This window comes from Nocardia goodfellowii (assembly GCF_017875645.1).
GTDB classification, from domain to species: domain Bacteria; phylum Actinomycetota; class Actinomycetes; order Mycobacteriales; family Mycobacteriaceae; genus Nocardia; species Nocardia goodfellowii.
Map to the genome: position 1 here is coordinate 1,232,399 of NZ_JAGGMR010000001.1, position 20,233 is coordinate 1,252,631.

General features: G+C 67.8%; 19 protein-coding genes and 1 tRNA gene. 7 read left to right on the top strand and 13 right to left on the bottom strand.

Annotated elements, in window-relative coordinates; genetic code table 11:
• The first annotated feature begins 36 nt into the window (after positions 1 to 36).
• Positions 37 to 2,286: a heavy metal translocating P-type ATPase gene (locus BJ987_RS05130; RefSeq protein ID WP_209885137.1), complete on the top strand. Its 2,250-nt coding sequence runs from the start codon at positions 37 to 39 to the stop codon at positions 2,284 to 2,286.
• Between the two features lie 51 nt (positions 2,287 to 2,337).
• Here the strand turns inward: BJ987_RS05130 and BJ987_RS05135 are convergent.
• The 3 genes from BJ987_RS05135 to BJ987_RS05145 all read right to left on the bottom strand — a co-directional run bounded on the left by BJ987_RS05135 (position 2,338) and on the right by BJ987_RS05145 (position 4,046).
• Positions 2,338 to 2,410, bottom strand: a tRNA-Gly gene (locus BJ987_RS05135).
• A 90-nt stretch (positions 2,411 to 2,500) separates the two neighbouring features.
• Positions 2,501 to 3,151: an HAD family hydrolase gene (locus tag BJ987_RS05140; protein ID WP_209885139.1), complete on the bottom strand. Its 651-nt coding sequence runs from the start codon at positions 3,149 to 3,151 to the stop codon at positions 2,501 to 2,503.
• A gap of 34 nt (positions 3,152 to 3,185) precedes the next feature.
• A complete protein-coding gene (locus BJ987_RS05145; protein ID WP_209885141.1) occupies positions 3,186 to 4,046 on the bottom strand; it encodes an NAD(P)H-binding protein in 861 nt (286 codons plus the stop codon).
• Positions 4,047 to 4,131: 85 nt separating this feature from the next.
• Between BJ987_RS05145 and BJ987_RS37965 the strand changes: the two genes are divergently transcribed.
• Positions 4,132 to 5,037: an AraC family transcriptional regulator gene (locus tag BJ987_RS37965; protein WP_209885144.1), complete on the top strand. Its 906-nt coding sequence runs from the start codon at positions 4,132 to 4,134 to the stop codon at positions 5,035 to 5,037.
• Here BJ987_RS37965 and BJ987_RS05155 read toward each other — a convergent pair whose 3' ends face one another.
• A complete protein-coding gene (locus BJ987_RS05155) occupies positions 5,038 to 6,267 on the bottom strand; it encodes a helix-turn-helix domain-containing protein (protein WP_307869483.1) in 1,230 nt (409 codons plus the stop codon). It lies immediately after the preceding gene.
• A 91-nt stretch (positions 6,268 to 6,358) separates the two neighbouring features.
• On the opposite strand from BJ987_RS05155, the gene BJ987_RS05160 reads away from it, so the two are divergent.
• The 3 genes from BJ987_RS05160 to BJ987_RS05170 are packed head-to-tail and all read left to right on the top strand — an operon-like array spanning position 6,359 to position 7,285.
• Positions 6,359 to 6,610 (top strand): hypothetical protein, encoded by a 252-nt coding sequence (locus BJ987_RS05160; protein ID WP_209885146.1) that lies wholly within the window; start codon positions 6,359 to 6,361, stop codon positions 6,608 to 6,610.
• Complete coding sequence (locus BJ987_RS05165) at positions 6,610 to 6,834, top strand: hypothetical protein (protein ID WP_209885148.1); 225 nt, start codon at positions 6,610 to 6,612, stop codon at positions 6,832 to 6,834. The genes BJ987_RS05160 and BJ987_RS05165 overlap by 1 nt, the downstream gene beginning before the upstream one ends.
• Positions 6,835 to 6,862: 28 nt before the next feature.
• Positions 6,863 to 7,285 carry a TIGR03618 family F420-dependent PPOX class oxidoreductase gene (locus BJ987_RS05170; RefSeq protein WP_209885151.1) on the top strand — a complete coding sequence of 141 codons (423 nt, stop codon included), beginning with the start codon at positions 6,863 to 6,865 and terminating at the stop codon, positions 7,283 to 7,285.
• Positions 7,286 to 7,289: 4 nt separating this feature from the next.
• Here the strand turns inward: BJ987_RS05170 and BJ987_RS05175 are convergent, their stop codons facing one another.
• Complete coding sequence (locus BJ987_RS05175) at positions 7,290 to 8,036, bottom strand: lysophospholipid acyltransferase family protein (RefSeq protein ID WP_209885153.1); 747 nt, start codon at positions 8,034 to 8,036, stop codon at positions 7,290 to 7,292.
• Positions 8,037 to 8,169: 133 nt separating this feature from the next.
• Here BJ987_RS05175 and BJ987_RS05180 point away from each other — a divergent pair, with 133 nt between their 5' ends.
• Both BJ987_RS05180 and BJ987_RS05185 read left to right on the top strand, forming a co-directional pair.
• Positions 8,170 to 9,060, top strand: a complete 891-nt coding sequence (locus BJ987_RS05180; protein WP_307869484.1) for a hypothetical protein — start codon at positions 8,170 to 8,172, stop codon at positions 9,058 to 9,060.
• A 40-nt stretch (positions 9,061 to 9,100) separates the two neighbouring features.
• On the top strand, positions 9,101 to 10,663 hold the full coding sequence (locus BJ987_RS05185) for a Rieske 2Fe-2S domain-containing protein (RefSeq protein ID WP_209885155.1): 1,563 nt from the start codon (positions 9,101 to 9,103) through the stop codon (positions 10,661 to 10,663).
• A gap of 39 nt (positions 10,664 to 10,702) precedes the next feature.
• Here BJ987_RS05185 and BJ987_RS05190 read toward each other — a convergent pair whose 3' ends face one another.
• The 8 genes from BJ987_RS05190 to serS form a co-directional block, all read right to left on the bottom strand.
• Positions 10,703 to 11,041 (bottom strand): BP74-related protein, encoded by a 339-nt coding sequence (locus BJ987_RS05190; RefSeq protein ID WP_209885157.1) that lies wholly within the window; start codon positions 11,039 to 11,041, stop codon positions 10,703 to 10,705.
• 194 nt (positions 11,042 to 11,235) lie between these two features.
• Positions 11,236 to 12,222 carry a MauE/DoxX family redox-associated membrane protein gene (locus BJ987_RS37695; protein ID WP_209885159.1) on the bottom strand — a complete coding sequence of 329 codons (987 nt, stop codon included), beginning with the start codon at positions 12,220 to 12,222 and terminating at the stop codon, positions 11,236 to 11,238.
• Between the two features lie 212 nt (positions 12,223 to 12,434).
• Positions 12,435 to 13,421 (bottom strand): DMT family transporter, encoded by a 987-nt coding sequence (locus BJ987_RS05200; protein WP_209885161.1) that lies wholly within the window; start codon positions 13,419 to 13,421, stop codon positions 12,435 to 12,437.
• Positions 13,422 to 13,471: 50 nt separating this feature from the next.
• Positions 13,472 to 14,038, bottom strand: coding sequence for a dihydrofolate reductase family protein (locus tag BJ987_RS05205; RefSeq protein WP_209885162.1), 567 nt, complete (start codon positions 14,036 to 14,038; stop codon positions 13,472 to 13,474).
• 46 nt (positions 14,039 to 14,084) lie between these two features.
• Positions 14,085 to 15,338 (bottom strand): oxygenase MpaB family protein, encoded by a 1,254-nt coding sequence (locus BJ987_RS05210; protein ID WP_209885164.1) that lies wholly within the window; start codon positions 15,336 to 15,338, stop codon positions 14,085 to 14,087.
• Positions 15,339 to 15,445: 107 nt separating this feature from the next.
• Positions 15,446 to 16,717 (bottom strand): MFS transporter, encoded by a 1,272-nt coding sequence (locus BJ987_RS05215; RefSeq protein WP_209885166.1) that lies wholly within the window; start codon positions 16,715 to 16,717, stop codon positions 15,446 to 15,448.
• A gap of 238 nt (positions 16,718 to 16,955) precedes the next feature.
• Positions 16,956 to 18,803 carry a putative bifunctional diguanylate cyclase/phosphodiesterase gene (locus tag BJ987_RS05220; RefSeq protein WP_307869486.1) on the bottom strand — a complete coding sequence of 616 codons (1,848 nt, stop codon included), beginning with the start codon at positions 18,801 to 18,803 and terminating at the stop codon, positions 16,956 to 16,958.
• Between the two features lie 75 nt (positions 18,804 to 18,878).
• Complete coding sequence (serS, locus tag BJ987_RS05225; RefSeq protein ID WP_209885168.1) at positions 18,879 to 20,153, bottom strand: serine--tRNA ligase; 1,275 nt, start codon at positions 20,151 to 20,153, stop codon at positions 18,879 to 18,881.
• Between the last annotated feature and the right edge of the window lie 80 nt (positions 20,154 to 20,233).

The following is a 20,233-nucleotide window of genomic DNA, read 5'->3' on the forward strand; positions in this document are numbered from 1 at the left end:
CGCCGCTGAACCACACTTCCCAGAAAGGACCCTACGATGACCACCGTGACACAACCGTCCGCCGGGCAGGTCGAATTGGTGATCGGCGGGATGACCTGCGCGTCGTGCGCCAACCGCATCGAAAAGAAACTCAACAAACTCGACGGCGTCACCGCGTCGGTGAACTACGCCACCGAGAAGGCCCGCGTGGACATCACCGGCGATATTTCGGCCGCGGATTTGATCGCGACCGTCGAACAGACCGGATACACCGCGTCCTTGCCCGCTCCCCCGGTTTCCGAGCCGGAAAGCGCTGTGGCCGAGCCGGATCCGACGGCGTCCTTGCGGACTCGGCTGCTGGTTTCGCTGGTGCTCACCATTCCGGTGATCGCCATGGCGATGATTCCGGCGTTGCAGTTCACCAACTGGCAGTGGCTCTCGCTGACGCTGGCCGCGCCGGTGGTGGTGTGGGGCGCGCTGCCGTTCCACCGCGCCGCCTGGACCAATCTGCGCCACGGCGCCGCCACCATGGACACCCTGGTGTCGATGGGCACGCTGGCCGCGTTCGGGTGGTCGCTGTACGCGCTGTTCTGGGGTACCGCGGGCACACCCGGCATGAAGCATCCGTTCGAATTCACCATCTCCCGGATGGACGGCACCGGCAGTCTCTACCTCGAAGCCGCCGCCGGTGTGACCACGTTCATCTTGGCGGGGCGGTTCTTCGAGGCCCGGTCCAAGCGCCGCGCCGGTGCGGCGCTGCGGGCCCTGCTCGAGCTCGGCGCCAAGGAGGTCTCGGTACTGCGCGACGGCGCCGAGCGGCGAATTCCGGTGGAGCAGTTGGCCGTCGGTGACGAGTTCGTGGTGCGCCCCGGTGAGAAGATCGCCACCGACGGCGTGGTGGTCGAGGGTTCCTCGGCGGTCGACGCGTCCATGCTGACCGGCGAATCCGTGCCGGTCGAGGTCGCACCCGACGACACCGTGGTCGGCGCGACCGTGAACGTCGGCGGCCGGATCGTGGTGCGGGCCGCCAGGATCGGCTCGGACACTCAATTGGCGCAGATGGCCCGCCTGGTCGAGAACGCGCAAACCGGCAAAGCCCAGGCCCAGCGGCTGGCCGACAAGATCTCCGGGATCTTCGTCCCCATCGTGATCGCCCTCGCCGTGGCGACACTCGGATTCTGGCTCGGCACCGGCGGTTCGATCGCCGCGGCCTTCACCGCCGCGGTCGCCGTCCTCATCATCGCGTGCCCCTGCGCCCTCGGGCTGGCCACCCCGACCGCGCTGATGGTCGGCACGGGTCGCGGCGCGCAGCTCGGCATCCTGATCAAAGGTCCCGAGGTGCTGGAATCGACGCGGCGCGTGGACACCATCGTGCTGGACAAGACCGGCACCGTCACCACCGGCAAGATGACGCTGCTCGAGGTCGTCGCCGCCGACGGCGCGGACGCCGACGAGGTGCTGGAACTGGCCGGAGCCCTGGAGGATTCCTCGGAACACCCGATCGCCCAGGCGATCGCCAAAGCCGCCCGGGACAAGGCCGGCGCGCTGCGCCCGGTGCGGGACTTCGCGAATATCGAAGGCCTAGGCGTGCAGGGCATGGTGGACGGCCACGCGGTGCTCGTCGGCCGGGTCCGGCTGCTCGCCGACTGGTCCCAGCACCTCGACGCCGAGCTGGAACAGGCGGTGCGCTCCGCCGAAGCCGCGGGCAAAACCGCGGTCGCGGTGGGCTGGGATGGTCGGGCCCGTGGTGTGCTTGTAGTCGCCGACGCGGTGAAAACCACTTCCGCCGAAGCTATTACCCAACTGCGGGCGCTCGGCCTGACACCGATCATGCTGACCGGCGACAACGCCGCCGCTGCCCGCACCATCGCGGACGAGGTGGGTATCGACGAGGTCATCGCGGAGGTCATGCCGCAGGACAAGGTCGATACGGTCAAGCGTCTGCAAGCCGAGGGCAAGGTCGTCGCGATGGTCGGCGACGGCGTCAACGACGCCGCCGCGCTGGCCCAGGCCGATCTGGGCTTGGCCATGGGCACCGGCACGGACGTCGCCATCGAAGCCAGCGATCTCACCCTGGTCCGCGGCGACCTGCGCGCGGCGGTGGACGCGATCCGCCTGTCCCGCCGGACACTCGGCACCATCAAGGGCAACTTGTTCTGGGCGTTCGCCTACAACATCGCCATGATCCCCCTGGCGATGGCCGGTCTGCTGAACCCGATGCTGGCCGGTGCGGCGATGGCCTTCAGCTCGGTCTTCGTGGTCACCAACAGCTTGCGGCTGCGGGGCTTCCGCTCCACCGCGGCATAACCGCAAAACGAAAAAGCCCATGCTCCCGGGAAGCATGGGCTTTTTTTCGAGAGCGGATGACGAGATTCGAACTCGCGACCCTCACCTTGGCAAGGTGATGCGCTACCAGCTGCGCTACATCCGCACGCCTCCGGCACCGGGAAAATCGGTACCATCGTGCGAACGAGAACTTTAGCCGCTCGGCTCCGAATTTCGAAATCCGCTGGTCACGGCTTCAAGCCGGGGCGAGCAGATCGGGCAGGGCGTCGAGATCGTCGACGACGGTTCCGTATCGGGTGGCCTGCGGCAATTCGGCGTGCAGATAGCCCCACGGACCCCGGCGGATCAGGACCGGCTTCATGCCGGCGGCATGCGCGGGCAGGACGTCGTTGTCCACGCGGTCGCCGACGTAGCAGATCTGCGCCGGACGCACGCCCACCACCTCGGCCAGCTTCAGGAAGAACTTCGGATCCGGCTTCTCCAGATCCCATTCCGCCGAGGTGTAGACGCCGTCCACCGGAAGCTCCATCCGCTCCAGCGCCGACTTCGCCTGCGGCGGTTGGTTTCCCGCCACGATCACCCGCAAACCCCGATCCCGCAGCTCGGCCAGCGCCCGGCGCACATCCGGGTACAGATCGTCGGCGTCGAAATCGTTCCGCAGACTGTCGGGTTCGGCCGCGGCCCAGGCAGCTTGCTCCGCATCCAGATCGATACCCGGCGACACCAATTCGAAGGCGTCGGTGAGCGGCCGGCCCGTCGCCGCCATCCCGCCGATCACCCCGAGCATCGCGAATCGCGGCACACCGAGCCGATCGGCCCACCGGCACCAGATCCGCGTCTCGTCGATGAGTGTCTCGCCGACGTCGAACACCACCACCTTGATCATCAGGCCAGCGTATCGGTGCGCCCGATCCGGTGCGTCACTCCCGCTCGGGCGTGAACGCGGCGGCGTTCGCCGCCACCCACTCGGCATAGGTGTGCGGTGCGCGGCCGAGGACGTTCTGGACATCGTCGGTGAGGACGGCATTGCCGCCGGCGCGGACGTACGCCTGACCCGCGAGCGCACCCTCGACGTACTGCGGCGTCATACCGGCGGCTCGCATGTGTTCGGCGGCAACGGAATGCGGGACGTCGGCCACCTCGACGGGATGTCCGAGCACCTCCGCGAGGATGGCGGCTTGGTCCGGTCCGCTGAGCAGTTCGGGACCCGTGAGGGTGTAGAGGCGGCCCGAATGCGCGGACGAGACAAGCGCTTCCACCGCGACGGCGGCGATATCGCGGGGATCGATGACACCCTGCGTCCCGGTACCGCTCAGGTTCGGCACCGGCTGACCGGAGCGCACGGCTTCGGCCCAGCTCAGGGTGTTGGAGGCGAACGTGCTCGGGCGCAGGATGGTCCATTCCAGACCGCTGTCGCGAACGGCGTTCTCGCCGGGCAGATGCCATTTGCTGTAGACGCCGAGCCCGGGTTCTCCCGTCCCGATCGCGGACAGTTTCACGATGCGGCGCACTCCCGCGTCCCGGGCGATATCGATCAAGGCGCGATCGGTGTCGGCGTCATCGGGTCCGAGCACACTGACCAGGAAAGCCGCTTCCGCGCCCGCCATCGCGGCTGCCATCGATGCGCCGTCGGTGTAATCGCCGCGCACCACCTCCACACCCGCCGGAGCCTGGAGACGCGCCGGATCACGGGTTACCGCACGCACTTTCACCTCGCGTTCCGCCAACTGCCGAACGACCGCACTGCCGATGGTGCCCGTGGCACCGGTTACCAGAATCATGCTTCGAGCCTGCCGCCGCGCACCCCTCGGGCTATAGGAGAATTCGGCACGGTCGGCGCGGTGGAATTTCTCTACAGTGAGTCCGGTGAGCACCCTTCTCGCGCCGGAGATCGGCCCGGCGCCCGCGCGGCCGAACGGAGTCGCCGAACTGGTGGACGCCGGTGTGCCGCGCGGCGGCGTGCTCACCACAGACCTGATCGACTCGACGGTGCGGGCTCCGGAATCGTTGCGGCCGTGGATCTCCGAGGCCGGGCATATTCCGCCCGTCACCGCCGTGTCCACACCGTTCACCCATGTGCCGCACACCGCGACCACCATCGTGCTGCGCACGGAGCGGTCCGGTCACCGGAACGCGCTCGTGCTGGGCCCGCAAACCCGTGCCAGCTACTCGGTGAACGAACAACCCGCCGGTTGCCTGCGGCTACGGCTCGCACCGGGCGCCACCCGGCAGTTGCTCGGTGTGCCGGCGGTAGACCTCGCCGACAAGGTCTTCCGGCTCGCCGACCTCCCCGGAGTCGCCGCCGACCTCGTGCCCGAACTGTTCGAACTGGCTCCGGCGGAGGCGCTCGCCTTCCTCTCGGCCGCGCTGCCGCAGCGGATCTCCGAGGACGCCACCCAGCGCGCGCACCGCGCACTGCTCAGTTCCGCGGTCGCCTCCCTGGCCGCCGCGACGACCCCGGTCCACGCCCTGGCTTCGGACCTGGCGGTGAGCGAACGCCAACTCCGCAACCTCTTCACCACCGGCGTCGGCGTCTCCCCGAAACACTTCGCGCGCATCGGCCGAGTCCGCTCCGTCCTCGCGCACGCGGGCAACACCCCGTGGGCGCAGATCGCCTCGCTTGCCCAGGTAGCAGCGGTCAGCGGCTACTACGATCAATCCCATATGACAGCGGACTTCCGATCGCTCATGGGCACAACTCCTGCCAGCTACTTCAAAGGAAAGCTGCCTGCTCCAACGGCCTGCCGACCTACGAACCGAGTCGCACGGTGACTACGACTGGTAGGTGTCTCGGAACGCTTCGCGCACCGTAGCCGCGTCCGGCGCGTCACGGCCCGCTATCCCCGAAATCACCTCGGCCACCCGCCAGTAGTGGGACGGCACCAGGTTGCCGGACGTCACCACCGACAGCGCTACGTCCGCCGCCTCGTCAGGCTTATCGGCAGCGACCAACGCCAGACCCAGATCCAGACTCGCCATCGCGATTCGGCGCGGGCGGACCGACGCCGCACCGGACAGGTCGGCCAGGACATGCCGGGCGTAGGACTCTGCCGCAGGATCACCGAGCCAGGACAGCGTGGTGGCAACGTAGGTATCAGCTTTGGCCGGGTCGTACTGGAAATGGTGCTCCGGCCGGTCAGGAACACTCAGCCCCGACACAAGCCGGGCGACTTTACGCAGGGCCTCGTAGGTGCCCTGGCGGTCCCCCAGCCTGGCCGATGCGCGGCCCTCCTGGGCTGTCGCCTGAATGTGAACCGAACTATCTTGTGGGGCAATGGATTGCGCGGCACGCGACAGCTCCGCCGCCTCAGCGAATGCGCCGTCCATCAGCTGGTGCCAGGCCCTGGTCTCCAGGCACCAAGCCGCAATCTCCGGGTGCTGCGCTTCGTCAGCCAGTTTCCACGCGAGGTGCCCCCGTGCAGCTGCGGCGGAAGTTTCACCCAGGTCGATATGGCAGGTACTTCCCAGTAGTGACAACCACCCGACCACGACGAGCAACCGGCGGTGCTGGGTCAGAGTCTTGCGCGAGTCCATGAGTCGCCCGGCGTAGCCCAAATGCTGTCGGACGCGCACGAGCAATTCGCCCGGTGCGGTCGTCGGATACGCGGACGCCAGGTCGTCCACGGCCAATTCCAGGCGCTCCAGAGTGTCGCCTCCGATGTCCGAGGCCGCCGCGCGCTGCATCCATTCCGCCGCCGCCCGTTCGCCATCGGCCGGTTCGACGAACAGGGCCGAGCCGATCCCGAGCGCGTCGGCGTAGGCGCGCACGTGTTCAGGTCTGACCGTGCGCTGCCCGGTCTCCAGCATCCCGAGCAGCGGCTTGCTGAAGTGGGTACGCGCAGCTAGGGCGGACAAACTCAGCCCAGCGGCTTCCCGCGCCGCGCGCAGCCGCTCACCTGTGACGTTCTCACCGCCTGGGCGCATGAGTCCCACGGTAGCCGTGTGTTTTCGCTGTTGTAGACGGTTGTGGACAGCAAGAGGGTCACGGAACGAAATACGCACGCCTAGCGTTTTATTCAGCCCCCATCGCCGGTTTGATCTCGATTCGTCGGCGATGGGGCCAACCAACCCGGACTGTGGGAAGGGGCGGGCCATGAATCCCGCACGACGTGACGACGAAGACGACCGGAAGCCGGCGTTGGCACCCGAAGGCGGGCCGGGCCGCTACCTCCAGAGTGGCGACGGGACCTGGTCGTTCCCGGACTCCGACGGGTGGCCGGTCGATCCCGCCGAATTCCGCGACCTCGAACGCCAACTCCACGCCGATGCCATTTCGGCCATCGCCGCCGCGACGCACGCGCCGATCGACGTGGTGCCAACCATCGTGCGGGACACCGAGATTTGATGAGCGATGGCTGGATTCTCCTTGGCTGGATCGTCGTCTTCGGCCTGCCCTTGGCTGTAGTGGTCGCGGTGATCTTCTGGCCGGACCAGGTACCGCCGGACCGGTCCGTCGATGGGATCCGGCAGCGCATCGAGCACGAAGACCGGCCCCCGCCGGCCAAGTTCGTCCAGGGGCGGCTGCCCGACCCGACCCCGTGCCGCGCTCCCGAAGCTGGGCCGGAATGAATCGGGGCGCCCGCTGTTGGTAGTACGCATGCGACTGGATGATTCGGCACGTCAACTCATCGGCGCGGGGGCCGATGCCACCCTGGTCACGATCAACGCCGACGGGAGCCCGCAGGTGTCGGTGGTGTGGGTGGCCCTGCGGGAGACGCCGGACGGTGACGAACTGGTGACCGCGCACCTCGGCGAGTACCTGAAGGTGCGCAATGTGCGGCGCGACAGCCGGGTGGCGGTGACGATCCTGTCCCCGGAGCCCGGCGAGGTGATGCGGCCCTACCTGGCGATCAAGGGCACGGCGCGCGTCGTCGAAGGCGGTGCGCCGGAACTACTCACCGAACTGGCACGGACCCTGGCCAGTCCCGGTGTCGACTTCCCGCCGGCGGACGCGCCGCCGGGACTGCTCACCCGCATCCGGATCGACCGGGTCGGCGGCATCGGGCCCTGGGCGAAATGACGTGCTAGTCAGCTGATTTCCGGCGGGCCGAACGCTCGGCGCTCTCCGCGGCGTCCATCGCGTCGGCTTCCGCCAGGGTGGGGGCGCTGCCGCCGAGCCGGGCCGGTACCCAGTAGGCGCCGGGTTCGTGGACGTAGTCCTTCTGCAGGTCCAGCAGCATCGCCTGCATGGTGGACCGGAGTTCCGCGGTGAGGTCCGCAGCGGGCTCGTAGGGCTGGATCGGCCGGCCGACGGCGATGGAGATGGGAGTGTTGGTGCGGCCCAGGCGCTTCGGGAAGCCTTTGGTCCACACCCGCTGCGCGCCCCAGATGACGATCGGGATCAGCGGCACCCCGGCCTCGATGGCCATGCGGGCCGCGCCGGACTTGAATTCCTTGATCTCGAAGCTGCGGCTGATCGTCGCCTCCGGATACACGCCGACGAGTTCACCGCGCTTCAGGTAGTCGACGGCGGCCTGGTAGGAGTCGGCGCCCGCGCCCCGGTCCACCGGGATGTGTTTGAGCGCCCGCATGATCGGGCCCGAGATCGGGTTGTCGAACACTTCCTTCTTGGCCATGAACCGGATGTAGCGCTTGGGGGTGCGCACGGGCAGGCCGGCATAGGTGAAGTCCATGTAGCCGGTGTGGTTGACCGCGAGCACGGCGCCACCCGAGGCGGGGATATTCTCCGCGCCCTTGACGGTGAACTTCAGACCTTCGACGAAGAAGACGGTACGGGCCAGCCCGATGATCGTCCGGTAGACGGGTTCCACAAGTCCGCTAGCGTAGTCGCACCACGCCGGATCCGGCAGCGGCGACGCCGGGTACGGGGCGGCGGTAGCGCGGCGGCACCCGGTACGGCAAAGTGAGCACGGCAATTCCGAATGAAGGAAGAGGATCGTCGAAGTGGAACGCGCTCGGCCGAAATCCCGTGTCTGCGAACGGAACACACCACGCGGCCGACGGGCGCTGCTGAGTGGGCTGGCTGTCACCGGGGCGGTTCTGCTGACGGGTTGTGATTCTGTCGCCGGAATTCCCCCGGAGGAACCCGGCCCCGTCGCCACGCAGGCACAGACCACGCCGCCCGCCGCGGTCCCGGCGCCGGTCACCTCCACCCTGGCGCCGCCGCCCGCGGACGCACCGCCGGTCGGCGCGGTCCCCGGCGTGCCCGAGGCCGCGCCCGCGGTGCGGCGCTGGGCCGCCGACCTGCGCTCGAAGACTCTGGCCGAGTTGCAGGACAGGTGCTGGATCATCCCGCCGAAGAGCGCGCAGAGCATGTACGCCGACGAGGCGACCATTCTCGACACGCTCGCCAACCCGGGCACCGTGACGGCGAACACGGTGAGCTGGAAGAGCGACGACGCGACCGTCACCGTCGAACGGGACGCGGTCGCCTCCGGTTACGCCTGCCCGCGGGTGTTCCCGGCCGGTGCGCAGGTCGGATACGACGACGCCGACGCCCGGCACACCGTCCGCCGCTACCTCGCCCGTTTCGTCGGCAGCCCGCTCGACCCCGCCGATACCGAAGGCGACTATCCGCTGGTCTGCGCACCGGTTCCCGCCACCTGGGATCCGACCGGCTCCGGCAAACCCGTCCGCGCGCCGCTGTTCGACAACTCCGGCCGCCTCACCGGCATCAAGGCATTCGCTGATCAGCAGCTGGAATCCGAACGCCTGGGCGGGGACTACATCGCCGTCACCGCGCCGGTCACCAATGCCGCGGGCGTCGTCCAGACCCGCACCTTCACCCTGGTAGAACAGCCGGAGGGGTACTGCATCGGGGATATTTCGGGCTAGCCGTACCCTGGATGACTGGTAACGGTAGGAGGAGCAGCTCGTGCAGATCACCAGCGTCGGACACGCCGGATTCCACATCCGCACCGCGGCCGGGACGATCCTTTGTGATCCCTGGGTCAACCCCGCGTATTTCGGTTCGTGGTTCCCGTTCCCCGACAACACCCGGCTCGACTGGGACGATCTGGGCAATTGCGATTTCCTCTACGTCTCGCATCTGCACCGCGACCACTTCGACGCGAAACTGCTCGCCGAGAAAGTCAACAAGGACGCGACCGTGCTGCTGCCCGACTACCCGGTGCCGGACCTGCGCCGCGAACTCGTCAAGCTCGGCTTCCACCGGTTCTTCGAGACCGAGGATTCGGTCAAACACTCGCTGAAGGGTCTGCCCTGGCGCGCCGGCCGCCCGGAAGACACCGACCTCGACATCATGATCGTGGCGCTGCGCGCGCCCGCCGACGGCCCCATCGGTGACTCCGGCCTGATCGTCTCCGACGGCGAGACCACCTGCTTCAACATGAACGACGCGCGCCCGGTCGACATGGACGTGGTGCACGACGCGTTCGGCCACATCGATATTCACCTGCTCCAGTACTCGGGCGCCATCTGGTATCCGATGGTGTACGACATTCCGGCGCGCACCAAGTCCAACTTCGGTAAGCAGAAGCGGCAGCGCGGTATGGACCGGGCGCGCAGCTACATAGAGCAGGTCGGGGCGACCTGGGTGGTGCCCTCGGCCGGTCCGCCGGTGTTCCTCGACGACGAGCTGCGCTACCTCAACGACGATCGCGGCGACGAGGGCAATATCTTCCCGGACCAGGTGGTCTTCCTGGAGCAGATGGAGATCCACGGCAACAAGGGCGGGATCCTGATGATCCCGGGCTCGGTCGCCGAGGTGCACGGCGAAGAACTCGCGTCGCTGTCGCATCCGAGTGATCCGGCCGACATCTACGACCGCAAAGCGGATTACATCGCGGATATGGCGGAACGGCTGGCCCCGGTGCTCGCGGCCGAGAAAGCCTCCTGGGCAACGGGTTCCGAACCGTTCCTGGAGCCGCTGAAGGCACTGTTCGAGCCGATCATGGCGCAGTCGGATCTGATCTGCGACGGCATCGGCTACCCCGTCGGCCTGGTGCTCGGCGACGAAACCGTGGTGCTGGACTTCCCCAAGCGCGTCGTGCGCGCGCCCATCGAGGGAGAAGGCAAGTACCGCTACGGTTTCCGCATCGCACCGGAACTCGTGCGCACCGTGCTCCGCGACAACGAACCGGACTGGGTGAACACCATCTTCCTGTCCACCCGCTTCCAGGCGTGGCGGATCGGCGGCTACAACGAATTCCTCTACACCTTCTTCAAATGCCTCACCGATGAGCGCATCGCCTACGCCGACGGCTGGTTCGCCGAGGCGCACGACGACACCGCCTCCACCGAGCTCGCCGGGTGGGAGGTACAGCGCCGCTGCCCGCACCTGAAGGCGGATCTGTCCAAGTTCGGTGTGGTGGAAGGGAATACCCTCACCTGCAATCTGCACGGGTGGCAGTGGGATCTGGAATCGGGGCGGTGCAAGACGTCCAAGGGGCACGAGCTGCGCAGCCGCAAACTCTGAGCACAGGGCCGGTGCCGCGTCGAACCGGCCCTTTGCCGGTCAGGCGGTGAGTTCTCTGGTCAGCCGGGAGGACCAGGGGCACCAGAAGCAGCCCGGCAGGAAGGCCCCGCACGCTTCGTCGAGATGGTCTTCGACGTAGGTGATGCTGGCATCGCAGACCTCGATGGCCATCGTGAAGAAGCTGATGGTCTCGGGGTCGAGATGGAAGCTCCAGCCCGGGTTGTAATCGGCCTGGGTCTTTCGGAGACGGCCCATGACGTGGATCGACATCTGTTCCTCGCCGGAGAGAATGCGACGCGCCTCGCCGATGCGTTGCTCGTTGGTCAAACGGATAACGAATTCTTTGCCGGAGTAGTCGGTAAACGCGAAGTCGGCCATGATCTTTCACCTCGTTGCTAGTCCGCGGAGTAGATCCTTGCCTCTCGATGATATCGGCGGGTGAGCTAGCATATTCGCCGAAATAGATTGTGCGGCAAAAGAATTGAAGTACCGCCCTGTATTCGGCGAACAAACCGGGCGGCCCGGTACCCGCGGCGGGCAGTGGCCGACCGGCAACCTGTTCCTCCCGTCGGTTATTGCCGGACAACCGTTTTCGCTCGCATGATCAGTTCCCGGACCGCCATCGCGCCCCGAGCCACCGGCGCCGCCACCCGGCCCTCGGCATCGATCAGCACCGCCGAGGGTGTGCCGCGCACCCGGTACCGCAGCGCCGCCTCGTTACCCTGCTGCACCAGCACCGCTATCGCACCGAGCCCCTGCGCCCGGCCCCACTCCGCGTGCTCGGCCAAGTCACCGTTGCCTACGACTACTATTCGCAGCGCCTGCGAGGTCCGCGCCTGCCAACTCGGCAACTCCCTCGCCAATGCCGCACACATCTCACAAGCCGGATGCACGAAGACCAGCAGCACCTGTCGCCCCTGCGCCAGCAAATCCGCCGAAGTCACCCGGGTCCCGTCGGTCGCGAGCAACTCGAACTCCGGGGCCACCGCACCCGGCGGCAGCCCCTCCGCACCGAGGGTCGACAGCGCGTACTCGTCCAGTCGCCGCCGCAGCGCCCGCACCTGCCCCGCCATCCAGACCAGGGCCGCGGCCAGTACCGCGGCCACCGCCATCCCCCAGGCGTGGGCAGCGGGCAAGTCCTGCGGAACGCCCTGATACCCAACCGAACCCACAGCGGCGAGCAACGCGAACAGCATCAGCGCCGCGTTGCGCGCGATCGTCCACCGACTGATCGGCGCATTACCCGCCGCCCCGAAACAGGAACACGCGGGCCGTTTGCCCTGCGCCAGCAACCTCGCCACCGCCGCGGTGAACACGGCCAGCACCAGCATCGCGACCATTGCCGCCAGCACCGCTGTCCCGGGCAGCAACATCCCCACGGCCAATCCCGCCTCCACCACGGGCAACCCCCACGCGACCGCGGGCGCCCAACGGACCGGCACCCCGAAATCCACCACCGCCTGCCGCGCTCCGACCCGATCCGCCAGCTTTCCCCAAGCGGCCAGACCGAATACCACCGCAAGCCCCAACCGAACGACCCACACCCCGTACTCGGCCATGCTCGCACCATCCCACACGCGGTGCCGCGGTGAAAGGTGAATGGCGAGAACGGTTTTCGACGGGCCGGTGCCTGACCGTACGGTTTGTGAAATCCACGGTCCGGTGCACGCCCGACGCTGGAGAACCCCTCCGGCAAGAGGATTGGGCGTTCGCAGCCGAAGACCGTGGGGCCAATAGGTACTCGGTAAAGGCATGCGCTGCAACTGCCGAGCTATCGCCGAGGCCCAGTCGCCTCGTCCACCTGATCACCCCGGCGCGCGGCGACGACGACCGCCACCAGCGTCAACAGACAGCCGAGCACCGAAAGTGGTGACAGGCCAACGCTGGTGGGGATCAGCAGATCGAGGACCAGCGCGGTCGTGAGTTGTCCGGCTACCGAGGTGAGGCCGAACAGCAGAACACTGATCCAGCGAACGGTCACCGCCGCCAGCGCGATGAACGCGACACCGATCAGGCCGCCGAGGTAAAGCCATGGCGCGGTCGGGAATTCGGCCGGACCGCCGATGGTGACCAGCACCAGCGTCTCGATGACGAGCAGGGCGGCGAGTCCGATCGCGAAGTTCACCAACGTCGCCGAGAACGGGCCGCCGACCGCACCGACCCGCCCGTTCACGGCCTGCTGCCACGCCAGCCCGATTCCCGCCAGCGCGGGCAGCACGATCAGCAGCACCGAGGGCGCGTTCCGCATCGACTCCGGCAACGCGAGCACACCCGCCGACCCACCGGAACGATCCATCCCCGCCAGCAACACCGCCCCCACCGCCAGCGCGGCGCCGCCGCTGCGAAAAACAGTCACCGGCGCAGACCCGCTCGGCGCCAAACCGAGCCGGTCCACCACCAAACTGCTCACCAACTGCCCCGCCACCGCCGCCACCGTAAACGCGGTAACGCCGACCGCGGTCACCGTCAGCCCCTGACAGGCGACAAACAGCGCACCGCACAAGCCGCCCAGCAACTGCCAAGGCCGCAACACCCCTTCGGCAAGCCCCCGCCGCACCCTGCCCAGCCCATCCCGCAATCGCGCACTGAACCCGAACGCCACGCCCAGCAGGACCAACCCCACCGCGAAACTCACCGCGGCGGCGGCGATCCCGTCCTGCAGCCGAGCACCCAACGCCCCGTTGATCCGGCTCTGCACCGCCACCCCGGCCCCGACACAAAACCCGAATCCGACTCCCAGCCGCGTCCGCCCATCCACCCCCGCACGCTACCGCCGCCCCCAACCGGCCCTCGCGCGACGATGTCCGGTCAGTCGTGTTTCGCCTCGTAGCGCAGCAGGACCGTGCCGCCGGGGAAGGTGCGGTTCTCCAACAGCCGCAGCGAGATCCACGACGGCAGTGCCGGGAAGAAGGGGGTGCCGCCGCCCACGGCGGTGGGCATGACCACGATCCGGTACTCGTCCACCAGTCCGGCCTGCACGATCGGTGCGGCCAGGGTCGCGCCCGCCACCTCCAGTACGCCGTCGGTTTCGGCTTTCAACTTCGTCACCACCTCGACCGGATCGCCGCGTTCCAGGCGGGAATTCCAGTCGACGGACTCCAGGGTGCGCGAGAACACGACCTTGGGCATGTCGCGCCAGACGCGGGCGAAGTCGACGACCAAAGGGCTGGCGTCGGGGTCCTGGTCGGCGGTCGGCCAGTACGCGGACATCAGTTCATAGAGCCGCCGACCGTAGAACGACAGGGCGGTCTCCCGCTCGAAGTCGTTCCAGTACTGCTGCAGTTCTTCGCTCGGATCGCCCCAGCCGATGTCGCCTTGCGCGTCGGCGATGTATCCGTCGACCGACACGTTGAAGCCATAGATGAGTTTGCCCATGCATTACAGACTGCGCCGGCGGGCAGAATTCATCGCGACAGCACAATCAGCCCGCGCGGCGGGCGGGACGGGCGTAGGTGTCGTGGCGGGCGTAGGTGCGGTCGCCGCCGTTGCGGGCGATGGAACCGCGGACCAGGCGGGCGCGGACGCGGGCGCCGAGGTTCTCCTGGAGCCGGGTGGCGCCGGGGACCAGCTGGCGCGGGATCTCCAGCGCGCCGTTGACCACCGCGGTGGCCAGGACGGCGGACTTGAAGAGTGCGCGGTCGGGTAGGCCGAGGAAATCAGAGTTGCTGGGCCCGAGCACGATTCGGCTGTAGGCCGCCATGTACTGGGTGACCATGCGGCGGAAGGCGCGCTGCGCGAAGGTGTCGGTGCCGACGAAGAGACCACCGGCGGCGGGGAGCAGCGCCTGGGCCAGGCGACGCGAATCGTCGTCGGGGATGAATTCGGTGTCGGCGAGGATCCAGAACGCGCGCCAGGTGTCGGTTTCGTTGGTCGGCAGAATCTCTTGATCGATGCCGAGCAGGAACCCGATGTAGCGCCACAGATGGAAGACGGACTCCTTCTCGGCGGCCGAGAAACGCAGGCCGAGCGCCTGTGCGCCAACGAGATTCGCCATGGAGAACAAGGTGAGGGTGCCGACGGTGAGAACCTGATTGATCGGGTGATCCCAGGCGTCGTAGTCCCAGTCGGAGCGCTGGTTCATGCCCGAACGCACCAGCGCGTGCATCAACCGCACCCGCAGCGCGCTCTGGTAGCCGACCGCCCACCGATCCAGTTGCCCCGGCGTAGTGACATCGAGCCACCACTGGGTGGTCTCGGCCAGCCGGCGCGGAGCCATCGCGTCCAGATCGCCGGTGCCGACCAGGGTCTTGTCGGCGCGAGAGGCGAGATAGCCGCCCATCAGCGCGAACATCCCCATCGCGATACCGCCCCACACGCTGGTGCGGCCCACCACCCGCGCACCACGCTCGATCTTGGCGCGATCCAGCCAGTACGGCTCGGACTCCACCTGATCGAAGAAGGCGCGGAGTTCGGCGGGCGCGTCCGGCACGGCACCGATTCCGCGTTCCACCGCGATCTCGAACATCCGCCGGCCCTCCCCCACCGGCAATCGCTTGATCATGGCGACCACGTCGTCGGCCAGCGGATCGCCCACCTGCGCGAACTTCCGGAACGAATCCCGCTGCTCCGCGGTGCACCGCAGGTCACCGGGGGAAAACACCGGCACGGCGTACTTGAACGGGAACTCCGTGAACAGCGGCGGAGTCGGCAGGAAGTTCTGGTCGTCATGCGCCATCGCAATGCACCCATCGGCTCGAACGGTCGCATCCGGGCCCGTTGCCGAATGCGTCTGATACCGACGGTCCCATACAATCCGCAATCTGGCAACGCTCCATGCCAGATTCACGACTTGCGCGGCAACCAGGCGGGCGTGACCAGCGCGAGGACGAGCATGAGGACGCCGAGGATCGCGAGCGTGGTGGCCATCGACAACCACAGCGTGGCCAGCGCTACGAAACCGAAGATGGCCAGGGCGACCAACTCGGAGAGCAGGCCGGATACCGAGGTGACAGTGGCGCGAGCGGGTCCTTCGATCGCGTCCTGGAGCCTGGCCTCGGCGACCACGCTGGTGTTGTAGACGACGCCGTACGCCGCGCCGATCGCGGTGAATCCGACACCGGTCAGCAGGTAGACGGACTTGGGATGTTCCGTCGCCAGGCCGGTGATCAGGCAGCCGGCGATGAACAACGCCGCGCCGACCACCAATGCCAGGGCCATGGTTCGTGCGGACATGTTTTCGGTCCGTCCCGCCAGCAGCGCACCGGACATCGAGCCCAGCACCGTGAGACCGACCAGCAACGCCACCACCGCGGTCGCCGCGCCCGCCGACTCGGCCAGCAGCGCGAAATACTCGTCGTAGGCGGTGAGTCCGTACAACAGCGAGCCCAGCAATACGCCGTAGCGAACCTGCCGCACCCGGATCGCCTCACCGATACCGGTGCGCAGCATCGTCAGATAGCGGGCGAAGGGCGACTGCGTACCTTCCTCGCCGGAGCCAGCGCCATCGGATGCGGCGGGCGTCGTGGCCGACAAGTCATCTTCGGCCACTTGCTCTTCCAGCTCGTCGACCACACCGGCCGACACCGCCATCGGCGCCCGCGGCATCGACAGCGCGATGAACGCGTGCAGGGTCGCGACCGCCACGCTGGACCAGCCGACCAAGGCATACCCGCCCCAGGCATAAAGCGGGGCGGCGGCGAGGATCGCGACGACGACCGCCGTCTCCGCCGCGGCACGGGTGTAGCCCATGATGCGCGGATAGGCCGTTCGTTCGCCGCGTGCGACCAGGTCGTCGTAGATCAGGGCTTCGAAGGTGCCGGATTCCAGCGCGCCCGCGGTACCCCACAGGACGAAGCCGATCGCGAATCCGAGGTAGGACGGTGTCACCGTCCATACGGCGAACCCGCTGACCAGCAGGATCGCGCTGAGGATCAGCAGCGCGCGGCGCGACACCGTGTCGGCCCACGCGCCCGAGGGCACCTCGAGCACGAAGGCGGTCAGCGACCAGATCGCCAGGAGCGACGAGATCTGCGCGGTGCTCAGACCGTGGTCGGCGAACAGCAGCGCGTACAGCGCGTACAGCGGAATGAGATCGCGGGAGCCCTTGAACAGCACCGCGCGCAGCGTTAATCCACGGACTCCGTAGTCGGGACGACGCTCAGGCCGGGCGGATCGAAGACCCGCCGGAAAGCCGCGGCCGGCCGACAGGCTCCCTACCGCGAGCAGACAGCCGAGCAGGGCCGAGATGAACCGGGAAGGTCAACAGCCATAGATGAGCATGCGCATGGAACCACTTCACCGCACACCCTCGGTCTCGTCAACCCATTTGTTCGCGCTGGTGCCCGCGGGGTCGTCAGCCGAGCGGGAGCCAGCCGTTGGCGGAGGCCATCGGGTCGGCGTCGGGGTCGCGATCGGCGTGCGGTCCCACCCGGCCGTGGCCTTCGTTGAGGTCGCTGATCAGTTCCGAGACCGGATGCGAGTCGCTGTAGTGGTAGCCCTGAGCGAGCGCGAACCCCAGTTCGGTGAGCACCGCCGCCTGGTACTCGGTCTCGACGCCTTCCGCGATCACCTGCAAGTCCAGTGCGGAACTCAGCGCGGCGATAACCCCCAGCAGCGGCGGGGCCGGTGAATCGGAACGGATCGCGGCGACGAAGGATTGGTCCACCTTCAGAATGTCGCTGGGCAGGGTGGCCAAACGGCTCAGCGACGAGTACCCGGTACCGAAATCGTCGATCGCGATGCGCACCCCTCGATCGCGCAGCGTATGCAGATTGGCGATGGCCGTTTGGGATTCGGCGGCGAGCTCGCTTTCGGTGACCTCCAGCACCAGCTGGTCGGCCGGCCACCCGGTGCTGGCGAGAATCCCGGAAACCCGGTCGGCGTAACCGGTCTCCGCCAGCTCCAGCCCGCTGACGTTCACGTTCAACGTCAGATCCAGTTGGGCGAAGGTTTCCTGGAGCCGGGCGGCGTCGGCGCAGGCGCGGCGCAGCACCAGCTCATCGAGGTCCGCGATGAGGTCGTACTCCTCGGCGACCCGGATCAAACCCTCGGTGGTGACATCGGGCTGGGCATTGGACGACCAGCGCAGCAGCGCCTCCACGCCGACCGCTTTGCCGCCGCCTTCGCTGAGGCTGACGATCGGCTGGTAGTGCACGTCGAGCGCGCCGCGATCGATGGCCTCCCGCAGTTCCACCGCCAGCGGCAACTGCCGCGAGGACTCCAGGACGGTGCGGTTACGCCCGGCTTGCTTCGCCCGGTAGAGCCCGACGTCGGCGCGAGAGACCAGCAGGGAACCGGATTCGCCCGGCTGCCACGAGGTCACACCGGCCGAACAACCGGTCGTCACCGCGGCGCGCAACTGCTCGGTGAGCAGGATCGCGGCCTGCTCGGTGGTGTTCGGCAACAACAGCGCGAACGCGTCGCCGCCGTAGCGGGCGAGGATCTGTTCCGGCTGCAGCAGCCCCGACCAGGTGTCGGCGACCCGCTGCAGCACCGCGTCACCGGCGCGATGCCCGAGGTGATCGTTGATCTTCTGGAAGCGGTCGAGGTCGACCAGCACCAGTGAAAGTCCTTGTCCCGTGCGGGTAGCCAGTTCGATGGCGGAGTTCAGCCGGCGATCGAAACCGCGCCGATTGTGCAGTCCGGTGAGCACGTCGATATCGGCCTCGGACGCCATCCTGGTCAGGATTCCCACGACGACGCCGACGCCGAAGGTGACGCCCGCCGGGATCAAGCCGGACCACCACGGCAGGTCGCGCGTCGGCAGCACCCACAGGCACAGCACCACCGCGAACGCGATGTGCGCGGCGGCCTGGCTCCAGCGGAAGAACAGGGCCGCGTCGCAGGCGACGAACACATAGAACGCCGCGAGACTGATCGCGCCGACGGTATTGGGGAACGAATGCACCGCGATGGTCACCAGCACCGTCGCGATCGCGACGTAGGCATGGTGGATCCCGTGGGGTAATCGCGGTCCCCAGGCCAGCAACGTCAGGCCCAGCAGCAGCGCGATCGCTGCCGCTGCGCCGACCAGCGGTCGATTACCCTCCGAGCCCGGGGCGATGGCGGTGATCACCAAGCCCAGCACACCACCCATGACGTAGAACGCCCCGGTGGTTCGAGCCATAACCATTGCTGTCGCCAGCGCCGATGCCGCCCGCACCCGGGTTCGGGTATCGCCGCGCGCCCCGATTCCTCGCACGGGGAATAGCGTAAGGGCAATGATTCTCGGCGGTTGCCACATCAGGGGAAACTAGTCCGGCGAACTACGAGCTATTTACCTGCCGGCAACTTTGGGCGGCTCCAGCAGCTCGGTGCCGACGAACGGGACCAACGCCTGCGGCACCCGCACCGAACCGTCGGCCTGCTGGTGGTTCTCCAGGATCGCGACGATCCACCGGGTGGTCGCCAGGGTGCCGTTCAAAGTGGCTGCGATCTGCGGCTTTCCGTTCTCGTCGCGGTAGCGCACGGCCAGGCGACGCGCCTGGAAGGTGGTGCAGTTCGACGTCGACGACAGTTCGCGGTAGGTCTGCTGCGTGGGAACCCAAGCCTCACAGTCGAACTTGCGCGCCGCCGAGCTACCCAGATCACCCGCCGCGGTGTCGATGATGCGATAAGGCACCTCGACGGCCGCAAGCATTTCGCGTTCCCAGGCGAGCAGCCGCTGATGTTCGGCGTCGGCCTGCTCGGGCGTGGTGTAGACGAACATCTCCACCTTGTCGAACTGGTGCACGCGAATGATGCCGCGCGTGTCCTTGCCGTAACTGCCCGCCTCGCTGCGGAAGCACGACGACCAGCCCGCGTACCGCTTGGGGCCGGCGCTGAGATCGAGGATCTCGCCCGAGTGGTACCCGGCGAGCGGCACCTCCGAAGTGCCGACCAGATACAGATCTTGATCCGGCAGATGGTAGACCTCGTCGGCGTGCTGACCGAGGAACCCGGTGCCCGCCATGATCTCCGGGCGCACCAGCACCGGCGGAATCATCATGGTGAACCCGTTGGCCACCGCCTTCTGCGCCGCCAGCTGCAGCATGCCCAGCTGCAGCAGCGCGCCGTAGCCGGTGAGGAAGTAGAAGCGCGAACCCGACACCTTGGCGCCGCGTTCCATGTCGATCAGGCCCAGCGACTCACCGAGTTCCAGGTGGTCCTTCGGCTCGAAGTCGAACGTGGTCGGCGTGCCGACCGTTTCGAGCACGATGTAGTCGTCCTCGCCGCCCGCGGGCGCACCCTCCTGCACCACATTGGAAATGGCGCGGTGCGCTGCCTCGAGTTCCGCCTCGGCGGCGGCCTGCGCGGCCTCGGCCTCCTTGACCTTGACCGACATCTCCGTCGCCTGCGCGAGCAGGGCCGGACGCTCCTCCTTGGACGCCTTGCCGATCACCTTGCCCATCGCCTTGTGCTCGGCGCGCAGATTGTCGGCGGTCGCGATGGCGGAACGGCGCGCCACGTCGGCGGCCAGCAGGGCGTCGACGAGGGCCGGGTCTTCACCACGGGCGCGCTGCGAGGCGCGGACCGCTTCGGGGTCTTCCCGCAGGAGTCGGAGGTCGATCATGGACGATCAGCCTAGTCGGCGGCCCGAGGTGGTTTCACCTGGATATCCCGTGCCCGATTCCGGCCGATCTGCCCGGTTCC

Excerpts from the sequence above, each read along its gene's own strand:
- BJ987_RS05130 (WP_209885137.1), top strand. The coding sequence starts at position 37 with ATGACCACCGTGACACAACCGTCCGCCGGGCAGGTCGAATTGGTGATC.
- BJ987_RS05140 (WP_209885139.1), bottom strand. The coding sequence starts at position 3,151 with ATGATCAAGGTGGTGGTGTTCGACGTCGGCGAGACACTCATCGACGAG.
- BJ987_RS05145 (WP_209885141.1), bottom strand. The coding sequence starts at position 4,046 with ATGATTCTGGTAACCGGTGCCACGGGCACCATCGGCAGTGCGGTCGTT.
- BJ987_RS05160 (WP_209885146.1), top strand. The coding sequence starts at position 6,359 with ATGAATCCCGCACGACGTGACGACGAAGACGACCGGAAGCCGGCGTTG.
- BJ987_RS05165 (WP_209885148.1), top strand. The coding sequence starts at position 6,610 with ATGAGCGATGGCTGGATTCTCCTTGGCTGGATCGTCGTCTTCGGCCTG.
- BJ987_RS05170 (WP_209885151.1), top strand. The coding sequence starts at position 6,863 with ATGCGACTGGATGATTCGGCACGTCAACTCATCGGCGCGGGGGCCGAT.
- BJ987_RS05190 (WP_209885157.1), bottom strand. The coding sequence starts at position 11,041 with ATGGCCGACTTCGCGTTTACCGACTACTCCGGCAAAGAATTCGTTATC.
- BJ987_RS37695 (WP_209885159.1), bottom strand. The coding sequence starts at position 12,222 with ATGGCCGAGTACGGGGTGTGGGTCGTTCGGTTGGGGCTTGCGGTGGTA.
- BJ987_RS05205 (WP_209885162.1), bottom strand. The coding sequence starts at position 14,038 with ATGGGCAAACTCATCTATGGCTTCAACGTGTCGGTCGACGGATACATC.
- BJ987_RS05210 (WP_209885164.1), bottom strand. The coding sequence starts at position 15,338 with ATGGCGCATGACGACCAGAACTTCCTGCCGACTCCGCCGCTGTTCACG.
- serS (WP_209885168.1), bottom strand. The coding sequence starts at position 20,153 with ATGATCGACCTCCGACTCCTGCGGGAAGACCCCGAAGCGGTCCGCGCC.